General features: G+C 41.0%; 15 protein-coding genes and 8 tRNA genes. 10 read left to right on the top strand and 13 right to left on the bottom strand.

Annotated elements, in window-relative coordinates; genetic code table 11:
• Nucleotides 1–22 precede the first annotated feature (22 nt).
• The 11 genes from JQC92_RS00400 to JQC92_RS00350 all read right to left on the bottom strand — a co-directional run bounded on the left by JQC92_RS00400 (nucleotide 23) and on the right by JQC92_RS00350 (nucleotide 4587).
• Nucleotides 23–107: transfer RNA gene (locus JQC92_RS00400), tRNA-Leu, on the bottom strand.
• Nucleotides 108–181: 74 nt separating this feature from the next.
• Nucleotides 182–256: transfer RNA gene (locus JQC92_RS00395), tRNA-Gln, on the bottom strand.
• 39 nt (nucleotides 257–295) lie between these two features.
• Nucleotides 296–380: transfer RNA gene (locus tag JQC92_RS00390), tRNA-Leu, on the bottom strand.
• 45 nt (nucleotides 381–425) lie between these two features.
• Nucleotides 426–502, bottom strand: a tRNA-Met gene (locus JQC92_RS00385).
• Between the two features lie 2 nt (nucleotides 503–504).
• Nucleotides 505–579, bottom strand: a tRNA-Gln gene (locus JQC92_RS00380).
• Nucleotides 580–608: 29 nt separating this feature from the next.
• Nucleotides 609–683 (bottom strand) — tRNA-Gln (locus JQC92_RS00375).
• A gap of 38 nt (nucleotides 684–721) precedes the next feature.
• A tRNA-Leu gene (locus JQC92_RS00370) sits at nucleotides 722–806 on the bottom strand.
• Nucleotides 807–839: 33 nt separating this feature from the next.
• Nucleotides 840–916 (bottom strand) — tRNA-Met (locus tag JQC92_RS00365).
• Nucleotides 917–1076: 160 nt separating this feature from the next.
• Nucleotides 1077–2168, bottom strand: coding sequence for a redox-regulated ATPase YchF (gene ychF, locus JQC92_RS00360; protein ID WP_204997774.1), 1092 nt, complete (start codon nucleotides 2166–2168; stop codon nucleotides 1077–1079).
• Nucleotides 2169–2252: 84 nt separating this feature from the next.
• Complete coding sequence (gene pth, locus JQC92_RS00355; RefSeq protein WP_204997773.1) at nucleotides 2253–2840, bottom strand: aminoacyl-tRNA hydrolase; 588 nt, start codon at nucleotides 2838–2840, stop codon at nucleotides 2253–2255.
• A gap of 553 nt (nucleotides 2841–3393) precedes the next feature.
• Nucleotides 3394–4587, bottom strand: coding sequence for an FAD-dependent oxidoreductase (locus JQC92_RS00350; protein WP_338049473.1), 1194 nt, complete (start codon nucleotides 4585–4587; stop codon nucleotides 3394–3396).
• Nucleotides 4588–4701: 114 nt separating this feature from the next.
• On the opposite strand from JQC92_RS00350, the gene JQC92_RS00345 reads away from it, so the two are divergent.
• Entirely contained in the window at nucleotides 4702–4881 is a 180-nt protein-coding gene (locus JQC92_RS00345) for a hypothetical protein (protein WP_204997772.1), read from the top strand.
• Between the two features lie 582 nt (nucleotides 4882–5463).
• Here the strand turns inward: JQC92_RS00345 and ggt are convergent.
• Entirely contained in the window at nucleotides 5464–7143 is a 1680-nt protein-coding gene (ggt, locus tag JQC92_RS00340; RefSeq protein WP_239480243.1) for a gamma-glutamyltransferase, read from the bottom strand.
• Nucleotides 7144–7274: 131 nt separating this feature from the next.
• Between ggt and JQC92_RS00335 the strand changes: the two genes are divergently transcribed.
• The 9 genes from JQC92_RS00335 to preA all read left to right on the top strand — a co-directional run bounded on the left by JQC92_RS00335 (nucleotide 7275) and on the right by preA (nucleotide 16776).
• Nucleotides 7275–7526, top strand: coding sequence for a hypothetical protein (locus JQC92_RS00335; protein WP_204997770.1), 252 nt, complete (start codon nucleotides 7275–7277; stop codon nucleotides 7524–7526).
• 162 nt (nucleotides 7527–7688) lie between these two features.
• Nucleotides 7689–9113 carry a tRNA (N6-isopentenyl adenosine(37)-C2)-methylthiotransferase MiaB gene (gene miaB / locus JQC92_RS00330; protein ID WP_204997769.1) on the top strand — a complete coding sequence of 475 codons (1425 nt, stop codon included), beginning with the start codon at nucleotides 7689–7691 and terminating at the stop codon, nucleotides 9111–9113.
• Nucleotides 9114–9308: 195 nt separating this feature from the next.
• Complete coding sequence (locus JQC92_RS00325; RefSeq protein ID WP_204997768.1) at nucleotides 9309–10355, top strand: PhoH family protein; 1047 nt, start codon at nucleotides 9309–9311, stop codon at nucleotides 10353–10355.
• On the top strand, nucleotides 10345–10800 hold the full coding sequence (gene ybeY, locus JQC92_RS00320; protein WP_204997767.1) for an rRNA maturation RNase YbeY: 456 nt from the start codon (nucleotides 10345–10347) through the stop codon (nucleotides 10798–10800). The genes JQC92_RS00325 and ybeY overlap by 11 nt, the downstream gene beginning before the upstream one ends.
• Before the next feature lie 44 nt (nucleotides 10801–10844).
• On the top strand, nucleotides 10845–11705 hold the full coding sequence (corC, locus tag JQC92_RS00315; protein ID WP_204997766.1) for a CNNM family magnesium/cobalt transport protein CorC: 861 nt from the start codon (nucleotides 10845–10847) through the stop codon (nucleotides 11703–11705).
• Nucleotides 11698–13248 (top strand): apolipoprotein N-acyltransferase, encoded by a 1551-nt coding sequence (lnt, locus tag JQC92_RS00310; RefSeq protein WP_204997765.1) that lies wholly within the window; start codon nucleotides 11698–11700, stop codon nucleotides 13246–13248. Before corC ends, lnt begins: the two co-directional genes overlap by 8 nt.
• A 72-nt stretch (nucleotides 13249–13320) precedes the next feature.
• Nucleotides 13321–14052, top strand: a complete 732-nt coding sequence (locus JQC92_RS00305; protein ID WP_204997764.1) for a hypothetical protein — start codon at nucleotides 13321–13323, stop codon at nucleotides 14050–14052.
• Between the two features lie 104 nt (nucleotides 14053–14156).
• Nucleotides 14157–15506 carry an NAD(P)-dependent oxidoreductase gene (locus JQC92_RS00300; RefSeq protein WP_338049472.1) on the top strand — a complete coding sequence of 450 codons (1350 nt, stop codon included), beginning with the start codon at nucleotides 14157–14159 and terminating at the stop codon, nucleotides 15504–15506.
• A gap of 4 nt (nucleotides 15507–15510) precedes the next feature.
• Nucleotides 15511–16776, top strand: coding sequence for an NAD-dependent dihydropyrimidine dehydrogenase subunit PreA (preA, locus tag JQC92_RS00295; RefSeq protein ID WP_204997762.1), 1266 nt, complete (start codon nucleotides 15511–15513; stop codon nucleotides 16774–16776).
• A gap of 125 nt (nucleotides 16777–16901) precedes the next feature.
• Here preA and JQC92_RS00290 read toward each other — a convergent pair whose 3' ends face one another.
• A complete protein-coding gene (locus JQC92_RS00290) occupies nucleotides 16902–17402 on the bottom strand; it encodes a zinc ribbon-containing protein (RefSeq protein ID WP_204997761.1) in 501 nt (166 codons plus the stop codon).
• Nucleotides 17403–17408 lie beyond the last annotated feature (6 nt).

The following is a 17408-nucleotide window of genomic DNA, read 5'->3' as shown; positions in this document are numbered from 1 at the left end:
TATGAACATAAGACTTAAAAGATGGTACGGGAGGAGAGACTTGAACTCTCACACCTTACGGCACCAGAACCTAAATCTGGCGTGTCTACCAATTCCACCACTCCCGCATAGACAAACTAACTTTTTACAGAAGTTACAAACTGATTTTATCGTTAATCAATAGAGATTAACTAAATTAAAATGGCTGGGATACCAGGATTCGAACCTGGGAATGCCGAGATCAAAACCCGGTGCCTTACCGCTTGGCGATATCCCAATCTTAATTTTGTATTTTTTAAGTATAAGACTTAAAAAATGGTACGGGAAGAGAGACTTGAACTCTCACACCTTACGGCACCAGAACCTAAATCTGGCGTGTCTACCAATTCCACCACTCCCGCACGGAGTATTTAGTTTTACATCTCACTCTTTTTGAAAAGAATAGATGGTAGCTATGGCGGGACTTGAACCTGCGACCCCAGCATTATGAGTGCTGTGCTCTAACCAGCTGAGCTACATAGCCAATGGCTGGGATACCAGGATTCGAACCTGGGAATGCCGAGATCAAAACCCGGTGCCTTACCGCTTGGCGATATCCCAATCGTCATATTGACACAAGATTAGTAAGATGGCTGGGATACCAGGATTCGAACCTGGGAATGCCGAGATCAAAACCCGGTGCCTTACCGCTTGGCGATATCCCAATCTTAAATAATCTTATTGACTTATCTAAATAAGTCAATGGTACGGGAAGAGAGACTTGAACTCTCACACCTTACGGCACCAGAACCTAAATCTGGCGTGTCTACCAATTCCACCACTCCCGCACGGAGCCTCTATGTTTTACATCTTAGAGAAGATGGTAGCTATGGCGGGACTTGAACCTGCGACCCCAGCATTATGAGTGCTGTGCTCTAACCAGCTGAGCTACATAGCCACTACAGTGTCCCGTCGTCGGGAACGGGGCGTATTATGCTTATTCGCCTTATTAAGGTCAACCGCTTTTTTCGTAAATTTCGGCTTGCTGCTCTCAAGCGGTTAGGATTTCAGCAAGCCAAGTAAAAATCGTATCAATTACGATTTGTAACGCTTGAAAATTAAACGTTAAATAAGAAGTGCATTACATCACCGTCTTTAACTTCGTAAGTTTTACCTTCTACACGTAACTTACCTGCATCCTTAGCGCCATTCTCACCTTTAAACTCTACAAAGTCATCATATGAAACGACTTGAGCACGAATAAAGCCTTTTTCGAAATCAGTATGGATCACACCAGCGGCTTGCGGAGCACTTGCACCAACCGAAACAGTCCAAGCGCGTACTTCTTTCACACCGGCGGTAAAGTAAGTTTGTAAATTCAATAATTCGTAGCCAGCACGGATAACGCGATCTAATCCAGGTTCTTCTAGACCAAGTTCAGCTAAGAACTCTTGCTGCTCTTCTAAATCCATCTCTGCCAGCTCAGACTCAATTGCTGCACATACAGCAACCACGACAGCATTTTCACCTTCAGCAATTTCACGAACAGCATCTAAATGAGGGTTATTTTCAAAACCATCATCAGCAACGTTTGCGATATACATAGTAGGCTTTAATGTTAAAAAGTTTAGGTATTTAACTGCCTCTAACTCTTCTTTTGTGAGTTCTAATGAACGTAGCATTTCGCCTTCATCAAGAATCGGGCGCATTTTTTCTAAAACAGTGAGTTCAAACTTAGCGTCATTGTCACCGCCTTTGGCTTTTTTCGCTTGACGAGTAACTGCACGCTCTAAGCTATCTAAATCAGCAAGCGCTAACTCAGTATTGATAACCTCAATATCTCCAGCAGGATCAACTTTATTAGCAACGTGAACAATGTTTTCATCTTCAAAACAACGAACCACATGACCGATAGCGTCTGTTTCGCGAATGTTTGCTAGGAATTTGTTCCCCAGACCTTCACCTTTTGATGCACCAGCAACCAAGCCCGCAATGTCCACAAACTCCATAGTAGTAGGAAGCACTTTTTGTGGATTTACAATTTCTGCTAATACATTTAGACGTGTATCAGGTACTGGAACAACACCTGTATTTGGCTCAATTGTACAAAACGGGAAGTTAGCCGCTTCGATGCCTGCTTTAGTCAATGCATTAAATAGTGTGGACTTACCCACGTTAGGAAGGCCGACAATACCGCACTTAAATCCCATAGTTTTTTTACCTTTATATGTTCACTAGCTTTCTTTTGCCAAGCCTGCTTATACAGAAATGACAAGTATAAATGTTCTTTAAAATTACTCAGCTTTGAAAGAATGTAATCTTTGCATAGCTACTGTTAAATCTTGCTTGAACCAGACTTCAGTCGAACGCACAGCTTCATCGACTGTAGCATCCATAAGTTCCTGATCAGTTGGGCTGGCTTTACTCAACACATAATTGCTCACTAGATTCTTATGCCCAGGATGCCCAATACCGATTCTTAGTCGATAGAAATTCTTATTATTGGCAAGTTTGGCAATAATGTCTTTTAAGCCATTGTGCCCACCATGGCCTCCACCGAGCTTGAATTTCGCTACACCAGGAGGCATGTCTAACTCATCGTGAGCGACAAGAATTTGCTCAGGCTCAATTTTATAAAAATTGGCTAAAGCTCCAACGGCTTTGCCGCTTAAGTTCATATAAGTAGTAGGGATCAACAAGCGCACATCTTTACCGTGCAATGTTGCTCTAGCCGTTAATCCAAAATACTTACTCTCCATCGCTAAATTAGCTCCGCTAATTCGAGCTAACTCTCGCACATACCATTCACCTGCATTATGACGAGTCTTGGCATATTCAGTCCCTGGATTTGCTAAACCGACAATTAATTTAATGTCGCTCATTCCTACCCTTTGTCATCTTACCTATCAAATAAATCGACGAATTTTAACACTCAAGATATTAGAGTCAAAAATAATAAGAAGCTTAAATAAAATTAATGAGAGAATAATGTTGAATAAACTTACGTTAAACCTGCAAATGATAGACTAAAAGCACTATAGTTTCGTAAAAATAACAGACATGTCACTTGATACTCTAAAGGCCTATACAGCTTGTCTCTACGAACAATCGCCCACTAACCCAGAACAACTTTTATTACCAGACAACGAAACTTCAGACCTCAAAGCAAGACTAGTCTTGGTGATAAAAAAGAGTCGAGTTTTTTCCTAAGTTTGGAAAAGGAACAAACTATGCGCTTGAATTATATATTACTGAAAAATCAAGATGGCCTCACGCAGTTTCACGTCACTCAATGTGGGTGAAAGATACCAAGTTACAGAACCTCGAAGGTTTAACCGTAGCCTTATCAATGCGCCTGAATTTAAATCTTTTGAAGAAAAGCACTCTTGGTTGGACACTCAAACACGCCTTAGAAAGACAAAAATAGCGCTTCAATTACAGCCCTAGCGCATATTTAAGTACTTGCTTCTTAATCGGAGAATCAATGTTAGCGACTTTTAACGCTAGACTCCTTATTGCTTTTACCGGTGTAAGATCATTACTGAAACTTTTATAAAATACGTCCATCCCGGTTTGCATCAACAAGTTATCTCTGTATCTTACTTTTTGATAACTCTGCAAGACTTCTTTACTAAACCAAGTTTGATTGCTTCCCAACGCCTCAGATATTGAGGTTATTAAAGCATCGACATCTTTAAATCCAAGATTCACCCCCTGTCCCGCTAGCGGATTAATGGTGTGTGCTGCATCACCTAGGATTACGACATTATCCTTATAGTATTCATTAGCATGGCGGCGGGTTAAAGGAAATGCACCTTTGTCTAATACAGTAAAATGAGGGTCTAATCTGCTTGGAAAGTGCTGACGAATTTGCTCTGCAAGCTGAACCGAGTTCAGTTGCATTAATTGTGCAATAACTTTGGGGGAATCGTACCAAACCAGTGAAGCATGATTACCAGGGAGAGGCAGTAAACTGCGAGGACCACTAGGAGTAAATTGTTGCCAAGTCACATCTTGTTGCGGCACTTGTGTTTCAATATTGACGAGCATGGCTGACTGTTTATAGTCCCAACCAGTAATCCCAATCCCAGCCCAATCTCTGACTTTTGAATTTGCACCGTCACAACCAATTAATAAGTTGGTATGAAAAACTTCACCCGATTTTAGAGTAATAGAAAGGGTTTGCTCATTAATACGTGAATAGTTAATTATGCTCGCAGGACAAATCACTGTGACTTTTTCATGAGCTTTCAACGCTTGCCAAATGCCAAGCTGCACATTACGGTTTTCAATAATATGCCCAAGGTGTGGAATATCGAGCTGCTGATGAGAAAACTGAGTTATAAAACCTTCTAATTCCCAAGTTTCTAACCCTAAATATGGCGCATTACGCATTGCAGTAATATTTTGCCAAGCTCCCAGACGTTCCAATAATGTTTCTGAAGCTACACTGATTGCAGAAACCCGAACATCAAGCGGCGCAGAGTCATCATAAGGGTTAGGTTGCTGGTGTTCTAAAACCGTTACCGTCAAACCTAACTGGGCTAAACCTAGTGCAGTTGCGGCACCGACCATACCACCACCAACAACTACTGCATCACTGAATTTAAACTTAAATGAATCGCTCACAAGAAACCTTTAAATGCCTATTGCTTAACCACTCTATATTAACATAAATTAATTATTAAACTTTATTGGTTTGTGTTGAAATCCCTTGTAAACCCACAGCATTCAAAAAAAGTAATGTCTAATCCATTAAAGATTCCGTGCATAGTTAAAAATGGGCTTCCATCATCTTTGAAACCTGAAGACTTTAAACAAATGCAAGCAAAAGCTACAGAAAGTGGTTTTCCCGTCATTTTTCAAGAAGGAGAAAAAGCATATAGAGTTTTAGCATTAGTTTCTGAAGGATCATTTTTTTAAGTGCTGATTCAAACCTCCCTAAAGGAGAGTTTGATGGATCTATACCCATGATACCTGAAGATGCATGTTTCAGGACTTTCTCAGCGCCAATTCTTTGAGGCGCATTAGCGAAGGAATATCGGGATTCTTTCGAGCTAATGTAACAAAGAAGAATTGGTGCTGAGAAGTCCACGAAGTGCGAGTTGTACAGCGTGTTACTCTGTGTTGCCAGTGCTAACAATAGCTCACTATTGCCGCACACTGTCACCTTGATTAACAAGCTGTGCATTCTCGCTGAAATCGAGCATCTTCAGGTATCATGGGTATAAATATTTAGAACTGCAAACCATCAACTATTTGATAAAGCATCCGACGCCCCAAACAAAGGAAGCCCCTCCAAAGCCTAGTCAAGAATCGAAAGCAAGAGCTGTAAAATACTTTCAAGAGCAAGAAGCCCACAAAGCAGCAGAAAGGCTTAACGCTTTATCAACAATGACCGGTAATTCACACATTGGAGTAAGGGCTAACGAAATAAAACGCCAAAAACAGTCAGAAAGGCTAAAAGAAACAATACTAGCCTTTCAAAATAGGTAAAAGTACTGATTAGTAACCTACTGCTTGCCCATCTTTACGAGACTCAGAAGCGCCAATATAAACTTGATTGTCTTCATCCCACATAATGGCTTGAAAGCCACCATAACCACCGACATCAAAACCAATTTTATGGCCCCGCTTTATTAACTCACGAATGGTTTCATAAGGAACACCGGTTTCAAGCATGAGTTCACCACCATCAGTTAACGTTGTTCCATTTGCTTCTGTTGGTTCTGTAGAGCCATAATGTTGCCATCGTGGCGCATCTCCAGCTTCTTGTAGATTCATGCCAAAATCGATGATATTTGTGAGAACCTGAACATGCCCCTGCGGTTGCATTGCACCACCCATAAGACCAAAACTCATAAACGGTTTCCCGTCTTTTAGAACAAACGCAGGAATAATGGTATGAAATGGCCGTTTGTTTGCTTCATAAACATTAGCGTGTGTTTTATCCATAGAAAACAATTGACCACGGTCTTGAAATACAAAGCCTGTACCGGGCACAACAACACCAGATCCCATGCCTCGATAATTACTTTGAATGAGCGACACCATATTGCCTTCTTTATCGGCTGTAGTGAGATAAATAGTGTCCCCTTGATAAAGTGCAGGGTTTCCGACATCAACTCGTTTGGCCGCTTTTTTATCAATCAATTCATTACGCATTTTCGCATATCGTTTACTGACAAAGCCTTTAAGTGGAATATCGTAAAAGTCAGGGTCAACATAAAATTTAGCTCTATCTTCAAAAACTAGCTTCTTAACTTCAGTCATTAAATGCAGAGTTTCTTCAGTTCCAAAACCTAATGAAGCTAAATCATATTGTTCCAGCATATTGAGCATTTGCAGCACAGCAATACCCTGACCGTTTGGTGGCAATTCAAATACATCGTAACCACGGTAATTAGTGGATAACGGCTCTACCCAAGTTGACGTATGAGAAGCCAAATCTTGATAGCTAAGATAACCACCATTGTCCTTCATAAACGTATCGATAGTTTTAGCAATTTCACCTTTGTAAAACGCATCTCGTCCATGTTTTGCAATTAAAGACAGAGTATTAGCAAGGTCTGGATTTTTAAAAATTTGCCCTTTTTCGGGCGCCTTGCCCGCTATTGTGAATGTTTTTGAGAAGTCCCCCACCTGAGGGGCAAGTTTAGGTACGCTTCGATTCCAATAATAGGCAATTAACTCACTGACAGGAAACCCCTTGTTGGCGTAATCAATAGCAGGTTGAAGAACTTTCTGCATTGGCATTCCACCAAATTTATTATGCAGCTCAAACCAACCATCTACCGTTCCCGGAACCGATATTGGCAACATCCCATAAGGTGGAATTGACGATAAATTTTGATTTTTTAGCTCTTGTTGTAACTTGGCGTAGTTTAACGACTGTGGCGATCGGCCACTGGCATTTAAGCCGTACAGTTTTTTTGATTTCGCATGCCAAACAATGGCAAACAAGTCGCCACCGATCCCATTACCTGTAGGTTCCATTAGGCCTAAAGCAGCATTAGCAGCAATGGCTGCATCTATGGCATTACCTCCTTGCTTTAAAATATCAATACCAACTTGAGAAGCTAAAGGCTGACTGGTCGCAACCATGCCATATTGAGCAATGACCTCAGAGCGAGTAGCAAAGTTTTTACCTGTAACTCTATCGGGGGCTGCATTAACCATGGACATTGTGAGACCTAAAACTGAGAAACCTAAAGCTAACTTTTTACTGACAATATGCGACATTCCAATTGCTCTTTTTTTGTTCTTATTGCACATTTAATAACACATTAGACGTTAAACAGAAAGATTTAGAAGTTATGAAACAAGTATTTAAAGCATTATTAGCTTTAGTTATTATCGCTTCGTTTGCAAGCGCAATTCTCACTCAATATCATTTAGGACTTATTGCACTAACCTGTGCACTGATAACCTTATTTTTTCTTTTCCCGACAGACTATGATGTTAAAGCAGCGATTATAGAAAAGGCACAATTAGGGATTAAAGTTTGGCAATCCCCTATTCCCTACTTCATCTTAATATCTGCTGCCGTGATGTATTTTGCGTTTTAGCCATTACTAACTTATTGAAATTTAATCCACACAAAAAATACGTGAAAAAGCTTTTGCTGAACAAATCACACTTCAATGCGCACAAATGCTAGTAAGACAGACTTTCTAAGGTTAGAATATTCCGCTATTTTTTATCCAAGCGGTACAGAGTGAACCAAACTGATGAGTAAAAAACTTCACATCAAAACCTGGGGCTGTCAAATGAATGAGTATGACTCTTCAAAGATGGCCGACTTAATGGACGAGTATGAGGGTTACACCTTAACAGATGAAGCTGAAGAAGCAGACGTGCTGCTACTTAATACCTGCTCAATTCGTGAAAAAGCGCAGGAAAAGGTGTTCCATCAGCTCGGTCGCTGGAAAACCTTAAAAGATAAAAAACCTGATTTAATTATTGGAGTTGGTGGTTGTGTTGCTACACAAGAAGGCAAACACATCAAAGAACGAGCACATTTTGTAGACTTGATCTTTGGCCCACAAACCTTGCACCGCCTACCAGAAATGGTTGACCAGGTGAAGAAAGGTGAAAAAGCCGTTATTGACGTTAGTTTCCCTGAAATCGAAAAATTTGACCGTCTGCCAGAGCCTCGTGCTGACGGGCCAACGGCTTTCGTTTCTATTATGGAAGGCTGTAGTAAGTATTGCTCATTCTGCGTAGTACCATATACACGTGGTGAAGAAGTCAGTCGTCCTTTAGATGATGTCATTCTTGAGGTTGCGCAATTGGCTGAGCAAGGCGTACGTGAAGTTAACTTACTGGGTCAAAATGTAAATGCTTATCGTGGTGAAACGTTCGAAGGTGACATATGCACCTTTGCAGAGTTACTCCGCTATGTGGCAGCAATTGATGGTATCGACCGTCTGCGTTTTACCACAAGCCACCCGATTGAGTTTACACAAGACATCATTGATGTTTATGAAGATACGCCTGAACTTGTTAGCTTTTTACACTTACCAGTACAAACCGGTTCGGATCGTATTTTAACGGCAATGAAACGTGGCCACATGGCACTGGAGTATAAGTCGATTATTCGCCGCTTACGAAAAGCCCGCCCTGGCATTTTAATCAGCTCTGATTTTATTGTGGGCTTCCCTGGCGAAACTGCACAAGACTTCGAAGACACGATGAAGTTAATTACTGATATCGAATTCGATCACAGTTTCAGCTTCATTTACAGCGCCCGCCCAGGCACTCCGGCTTCTGATTTACCAGATGAAGTGCCATTGGCTGAGAAAAAAGAGCGTCTAGCAAGATTGCAGCACCAAATTACTCAATATGCGATGCGTTACAGTCGTCATATGGTCGGTACTGTTCAGCGCATTTTGGTTGAAGGTCCTTCAGTTAAAAATCCTATGGAACTTCGTGGTCGTACCGAGAACAGCCGCGTTGTAAACTTTGAAGGTCAACATAAACACATTGGCCAGTTTGTCGATGTTGAAATTGTTGATGTATATACCAACTCATTACGCGGTAAATTTATTCGCGGCGAAGATGAAATGGATCTACGTCGCAATCTTCGTCCAGAAGATATTGTTGCTAAACATAAAACTGAAGATGATTTGGGTGTAGGTACCTTTACTCCATAAAAATCAGTTATAATTAAATTGTATTTAAGGGTAGCTTTTAAGCTGCCCTTTTTTAACCAATATTGTTAATATCGATTTTTATGCAGTTATTCCTGCGTAGGCAGGAATCCAGCGTCTTTGCTCTTTTTTGATTCAAAGTCACTGGGCACCTGTTAATCGCAGGTGTGACAACAATACTTGATTTTGGAGCCCTGATTGTCCAGTAAACTAACTACAATGAACTTGTACCTAGAGCCTGCTGAGTCTCGCCGTCTTGCCGCACTTTGTGGTCCTTTCGATGACAACATTAAACAGTTAGAACGTCGAATAGGCATTGAAATCAGCTATCGTGATAATCACTTTACTATTGTTGGTCAACCTCAAGCTTGTTTAACTGCAAACAACCTACTTAAAGATTTGTATGTCGAGACGCAACCAGTAAAAGGTAGCACGCCAGACTTGGAACCTGAGCAGGTTCATATCGCAATTCAAGAAGCGGTATCTGTTGAAGCTTATGACAGCACTGGTGATAAAGAGTTGTTTATTAAGACACGTCGTGGTGTTGTTAAGCCTCGAAATCCAAATCAACGTCAGTACGTCGCTAATATTGTCCGTCATGACATTACATTTGGTGTTGGTCCTGCCGGTACGGGTAAAACTTACCTTGCCGTTGCTGCAGCCGTTGATGCACTAGAACGTCAAGAAGTTCGTAGAATTTTATTAACTCGCCCTGCCGTTGAAGCTGGAGAAAAACTTGGGTTCCTACCTGGTGATTTAAGCCAGAAAGTCGACCCATATTTACGCCCACTTTATGATGCTCTGTTTGAAATGCTTGGTTTCGAAAAAGTGGAACGTTTGATGGAAAAGAACGTCATTGAAGTTGCACCTCTTGCTTATATGCGTGGTCGAACGTTAAATGATGCCTTTATCATTCTTGATGAAAGCCAAAATACTACGGTCGAACAGATGAAAATGTTCTTGACCCGAATTGGTTTCAATTCTCGTGCGGTCATCACTGGTGACGTGACTCAAATCGATTTACCGAAAAGTACCAAGTCGGGTTTACGCCATGCCATAGAAGTGTTGAGTAAAGTTGACGAAATCAGTATTAACTTTTTTGCTTCACACGATGTTGTTCGACACCCTGTTGTGGCACGAGTTGTTGAGGCCTATGAAGAACACGAAATGCAAATCCAAGCAGCAAAAGCTCGACGTGAGCAAGCCATGAAAAAGGCTCAAGAAGACAAAACAGATGAAGCTTGATTTAGATTTGCAAGTTGCATCTCAAGCCTCTGACTTACCCTCTCAGTCAGATTTTGAACTTTGGGCAGCAGCAGTTCTCAAAGATCATAGAGACACTGCAGAGTTAACGATTCGTATCGTCGAAAATGATGAAAGCCAAGAGTTGAACTCTGCTTACCGTGGAAAAGACAAGCCAACAAACGTATTGTCTTTTCCATTCGAGGTGCCACCAGGCATATCACTGCCTCTTTTAGGGGATTTAGTCGTTGCTGCAGACGTCGTTGCAGCTGAGGCTATTCAGCAAAAAAAAACCTTGAAAGCCCATTGGGCTCATATGGTTGTACATGGCTGTTTGCATCTGCTAGGGTATGACCATATTGAAGATAACGAAGCCGAAGAAATGGAATCGTTAGAAACACAATTAATTGAAAGTCTAGGATTTGAAAATCCGTATAAGGAGCAATAATTAACTGCCTCTAAATCCATTAGAGTTACGTTAAGCGAAAAACTATGAGTGACGACATCCCCCCGAGTAGCAGCGCCCATAAGAAAGGCTGGTTTGATAAAGTAACCCAGATGTTTCAGGGCGAGCCTCAAAATAGAGAAGAGTTAGTTGAAGTCATTGATGACGCTGAACAACGCGATTTAATCACTGAAGACACCCGAGAAATGATTAAAGGTGTGCTTGAAGTATCCGACCTGCGGGTTCGCGATATCATGATCCCTCGGGTTCAAATCGTTACCTTAAATATTGATGACTCAATTGAAGCACTACTCAATACTGTCATTACTTCTGCCCACTCACGTTTCCCTGTTATCAATGACGATAAAGATCATATCGAAGGTATCTTACTTGCTAAAGATCTCATCAAGTTTGGCTTTAATCAAAATGATGAAGCCTTTTCAATTGATAAAGTGATCCGTCCAGCGGTTGTTGTGCCTGAAAGTAAACGTGTCGACATCCTCCTTAAAGAATTCCGAAGCGAACGCTATCATATGGCGATTGTGGTTGACGAATACGGTGGCGTTTCAGGGTTAGTCACTATTGAAGATATTCTGGAAGAAATTGTCGGTGAAATCCAAGACGAATTCGATCACGAAAGTGAAGATGAAAATGAAATCCGTCGGGTAAATAACACCGTTTACCTGGTTAAAGCCTTAACGGCAATTGAAGACTTCAATGAAGAGTTTAATACTAAATTCAGTGATGAAGAGTTCGATACCGTTGGAGGGTTAGTTTCTCATGCTTTTGGTCATCTACCTGAGCGAGATGAAGAAATTACCATTCAAGGGGTTGAATTTAAAGTCACCAACGCAGATACTCGCAGACTAATTCAATTACGAGTGAAATTGCCCGAAGAGCATGTCTAATATTTTTAGAACTGAATCTGAAAACGGCCACAAGTTACTCCACTTAGTGGCCGCTTTTTTAGCTGGTGCCAGCTGCACGTTATCCTTTGCGCCTTATAATATCTGGATAATCCTTCCTTTTGCCTTTGCATTTTCGCTCTGGCAGTCAAAGTCTTTTTCAGCCAAATCGAGTTTTAAGTACTGGCTTAGCTTTGGCTTTGGCTATTTTGCCGTAGGGATCAGTTGGGTTCATGTGAGCATGTCTGAATACGGCGGTATTCCGCTTATTGGCTCGATGCTTTTAATGGCTTTATTGGCGCTGTATTTAGCACTGTTTCCTGCTTTTGTGGGTTACTTAAGTCGAAAATTATCAAGCAAGCGAAGTTCAAGTTTAAATACATTACTATTCTTTCCAGCGCTTTGGACAATCTTTGAATGGCTGCGTGGCCTAGGTGCTTACGGATTTCCTTGGCTGTGGGCTGGATATTCACAAACTGAAGGTCCTGTTTCACAATTAGCGCCAAGTATCGGTGCCCTCGGCCTTAGCTTTACTTTAATGTTGGTAGCGGCTTGTATTGCCTTATTATTTCAAAGAAAGCTGATACCGCTTGCTGTTACTTTTCCGATCGTTGCTCTACTCACTTGGTTCTCACCATCACTGTCAAATATTCATGAAGATGGCAGGTCATTTAAGCTCGCTATGGTGCAAGGCAACATTGCACAAAGTACGAAATGGCGCCCTGATGCACTTTGGCCGACCATGATTAAATACATGGACTTGACCCGTGATAACTTTAATGCGGATGTCATCATCTGGCCTGAAGCCGCTATTCCTGCACCGCAGTTAGATCCGAATGTTACTCAGTTCTTAGCAACGGCAAATGAAGCTGCAACATTAAATAACAGTGCAATTATTACAGGTATAATTGGCCTTAAAAATCATGAGTTTTTCAACCAAATGATTGTGCTTGGTAACAGCGAACATAAACAGCAAGCTCATGGTGATTACGTTGCGCATGGAGCAAACCAATACAAAAAACATCACCTTTTGCCTATCGGTGAATTTGTACCACTGCAAAACATACTAAGACCCATTGCGCCTTTATTTAACTTACCAATGTCGTCTTTTACTCGCGGTGATTATGTGCAACCAGATTTAACAGCCTTAGGTTATCACTTCACAACTGCAATTTGCTTTGAAATCGCATTCCCAGAACAAGTGAGAGCAAACCTTAAAGCTAACAGTGACGTACTTCTGACCGTTTCAAACGATGCTTGGTTTGGGACATCAAACGGCCCATTACAACATATGCAGATAGCACAAATGCGAGCTTTGGAATTGGGTCGACCACTCGTAAGAGCGACCAATAATGGTGTAACGGCTGTAGTGAATGAGCATGGCAAAATCACTGAAAAGCTACCGCAGTTTGAAACAGGAGTTTTAAGGGCAGACATAAAGCTCATAAAGGGCGAAACATTATTTTATCGGTTGGGCCAATGGCCTATTCTAGTGTTTTGCGGTGTATTAATTTTCATTGGAATTATGAGAAAACTCATTAGATAGTAAATTAGTCTAGTTGACAATATTTACTATTTAAATGAGAGTAGAGAATAGAATCAATTGAAATGGATGCATATGAAAAAAAGGATTTTTATAGCTCTGATTTCTATCTCTCTTTTTGTCGTCGTTTTTTCTTTGTATAGAGTGAAAAAAGTAGAGTCAAATGGCACAGCAAAAGCGGTTTCACATGAACTCATATTTAAAGACAAACCTTTAGAAAGATCAAAAAGCTTACTAGAACCTTCAACAATCAATAAAATCACTGACGCTCATGCCTCAAATGAGGATGATAATGAGTGTCTTGATAGTACTAAAGCTGTCTGCGCTCAGAGTAACGACATTAGCAAACAAAACAAAACCACTTATTGTTTAGAAGAAACAGATTCAGGCCTATGCGCCATCTTCACCCTAAACTCAAATTTCAAAGAAACGTTTTATGACGAAAAAGCCGATGCCACGCTTTTAGAGCCAATGATTGCGTTGTTGTCTGCAGAAAACTTCCATGAAGTCATGTTAAACATGCACTCGCTGAATACCAATAACGAAATTGTCAGGTTAGAAAACAAGCTCAATGAAGCTCTACAATCGATTATTGAACGTGGTGCCGCAATAGGCGCTCAACCTGTGAGATGCGGTGACTACTTATGTGCAGTGGATTTAGGTAATGTAACAACAGAAACCTCTGAATTAATCCTTTCAGTGCTTCACAGTACAGACTCTAGATTAGGCAACATATTTACAAGCGGCAGTAAAATTATATTCAGTCTTGATAACAGCCAAGTGGTTGCCGCTTCATCACAGAATTAACCACTATTAATAGCTTAATATAAACTTACAGAACTTCACACTTAGCTAGTAGAGCAAAATAAAGCTGCTACACTCTGTTTTTATTGACATAAAAAGTGTTTAGTGTGAGAAATAAAAAAACTAAGTACCAATTAAATCAAAAAGAATTAAAGCAAAATTTCGAAGATATAAAACCTGCGCTTTCTAGCTACCAAGCAAAAATTGAAGCTAACCGATGCCTTTACTGTGAAGATGCACCCTGCATTTCAGCTTGCCCTACAAAAATTAATATCCCTTCTTTTATTCAAAGAATTGCAGACGGCAATTTAAACGGCGCAGCAAAAACAATACTCGACTCAAATATACTCGGCGGTAGCTGTGCACGAGTGTGTCCTACAGAAATTTTATGTGAAGGCGCTTGCGTTAGAAACCATGAGCCCGAATTAGCACCCGTAAAAATTGGAAAATTACAACGGCACGCCATCGATCACTATAACCCTCAATCACATCCCTATGTTCGAAATAAATCGTCGAATAAACGTATCGCTATTGTAGGTGCTGGGCCTGCTGGTCTAGCTTGCGCTCACCAACTCGCTCAATTGGGTCATCAAGTAACTATTTTTGACAAACAACCAAAGGGTGCGGGCTTGAACGAGTATGGCATTGCTAAATACAAGCTTGTCGATAATTTTGCTCAAAAAGAACTTAAGTTTATTTTAGGCGTGGGTGGCATTGAATTAAAAACAGGTTTCCAGTTGGGCGACAATATTCAACTCGATGAATTAAGGCATGATTTTGATGCTGTGTTCTTGAGTCTCGGCCTAACGAAAGGGAACCAACTTGGCATGGAAAACGAAAATTGCGATGGCATGTTTGATAGCCTCAATTTCATTTCAGATTTGAGGCAGGCTGAAGATCTAACCAAACTTAATATTGGAGGAGATATCGTCGTGATTGGCGCAGGAAATACTGCAATTGATGTGGCCTGCCAAACTAAACGATTGGGTGCTGAAAACGTCACACTCGTTTACCGTAAAGGCACTGCACAAATGTCTGCGACGACTAAAGAGCAGGCTTTTGCTAAACAAAATGGTGTAAAAATCATTACTTGGGCTCAACCACATAAACTTCAAGTGGAGAACAATAAAATTAAAGCCATAGAATTTGAAGTCACTGAGCTTGATAAACAGAATAAGCTCAAAGGAACAAGCTCTTACTTCACAGTACAAACAGATTCTGTCTATAAAGCCATTGGTCAATCATTTGATGATGCATGCTTCCATGGCAATCAACGCCCTCAAATCGAACATGGAAAAATCTATGTTGATGACAACTTAAAAACGTCACTTAACAATGTTTGGGCTGGAGGAGACTGTATCAATCTTGGCGAAGATTTAACCGTCCAAGCAGTAGCTCACGGTAAACAAGCTGCAGATTCAATTCATCAATCGCTCATCACTCATTCAGAAGGCTAACCTAATGGCTGATTTAAGCAATAACTTCCTTGGCATTAAGTCCCCGAATCCGTTTTGGTTAGCTTCCGCCCCTCCAACAGATAAGGCTTATAATGTCTATCGAGCATTCGAAGCTGGCTGGGGTGGCGTCGTTTGGAAAACGCTTGGCGAAGATCCTGAGCCTGTTAATGTGAGCTCTCGGTATTCTGCGCATAAAAGCAAGTCAGGCGAAATTCTGGGAATCAACAACATTGAGTTGATCAGTGACAGACCGTTACAAATCAACCTTGATGAAATAAAGCAGACTAAAATTGATTGGCCAGACAGAGCGGTTGTCACCTCCTTAATGGTACCTTGCGAAGAAAAAAGCTGGCAAGACATCTTAAGAAGAGTTGAAGATACTGGCTCCGACGGTATCGAATTAAACTTTGGTTGCCCACATGGTATGCCCGAACGTGGAATGGGTGCTGCAGTAGGCCAAGTGCCTGAGTACGTTGAAATGGTGACCTCTTGGTGTAAAAAACACTGCGATATGCCAGTGATTGTAAAATTAACCCCTAATATCACCAATATTTTATTGTCAGCTACAGCAGCCAAGAACGGCGGTGCAGATGCCGTTTCACTTATTAATACCATTAATTCAATTACACAAATTGATCTTGATAATATGGCCGGAGCACCGACTGTTGGCGGTCAATTTACTAGTGGTGGATATTGCGGTTCAGCAGTCAAACCCATTGCGCTTAATATGGTTGGTCAGATTTCAAGAAACGCTGACACAGCCAAACTTCCAATATCCGGCATAGGTGGCGTGACTACTTGGAAAGACGCAGCAGAATTTATGGCTCTTGGCGCTGGTAACGTTCAAGTATGCACCGCAGCTATGCTTTATGGCTTTAAAATCATTGAAGACTTATGTGACGGTCTATCAAACTGGATGGATTCAAAAGGTTATAAATCAACTGAAGACTTTCGTGGAAAAGCAGTGCCTCAACTCACTGACTGGAAATATTTAGATCTTAACTACCAAATCATTGCTGACATCGATCAAAACGCTTGTATCGAATGTGGCCGTTGTTATGCGGCTTGTGAAGATACAGCCCATCAAGCGATTTCAATGACAAGCAACTCAGATGGAAGCAGAAGTTTCTCCGTCATTGACAAAGAGTGTGTCGGTTGCAATTTATGTCAAATCACGTGTCCAGTCGAAGACTGCATCACTATGGTGAAACAGGAAACAGGCAAGCCAGCAGTAAATTGGACTCAACATCCTAAAAATCCATTTAAGTAATAAAGTAGGTCATAGCTAGAAGAATGTTCGTTTCAACAGTGTTAATAAACACATTTAAAAACCTCGAAAGGAATATGTTTATTGTTCGTTGAGAACGCACAATTCTTCTAGCTTAAAAGTCGAAGTTAAGGATTCAACGCTTCCCGGCTAAACTCTTCACCATCACATTCAGGGCAGCTTGATATTTCAGAAGCAAATTCCACTTTAGTTTCATGGCCACAACCATTACACACCATTCGTCCCTGACTGACAATTTCACCTGCATGATAAAAGCCGTGATGCTTAAATTCATTGGCAAGTTCATGCCACTCGACTTGGCTCCGGTCTGAAATTTCGCCTAACCAATGCCAAAGTGTGCTTTCAAGCGCCAAGACTGTAGGGCTTACTGCGAGATTTTTATCATTTTGTTGATTGAGAAACGTAGCGATATCTCGTTTCAGAAAGTCTTCGACGAGATTAAGTTCTTGTTCATCAGCACCCGCTTTCAGCGTAAGAAACTGCTTACCTTGAGCTACCGATTGATAAAGATCTTTAGCGGTTAATGAATTGTCCTTTTCGTACTCAGCTTTTACTTGCGATATTAAGTCTTGGTAAAGCTCTAGTAATGCATTGCTTCTTTTGCTCATACTCGT

Source organism: Parashewanella hymeniacidonis, assembly GCF_016900895.1.
GTDB lineage: Bacteria > Pseudomonadota > Gammaproteobacteria > Enterobacterales > Shewanellaceae > Parashewanella > Parashewanella hymeniacidonis.
Note: the sequence above shows the minus strand (reverse complement) of the source record. Positions and strands in the feature narration are given on the sequence as shown.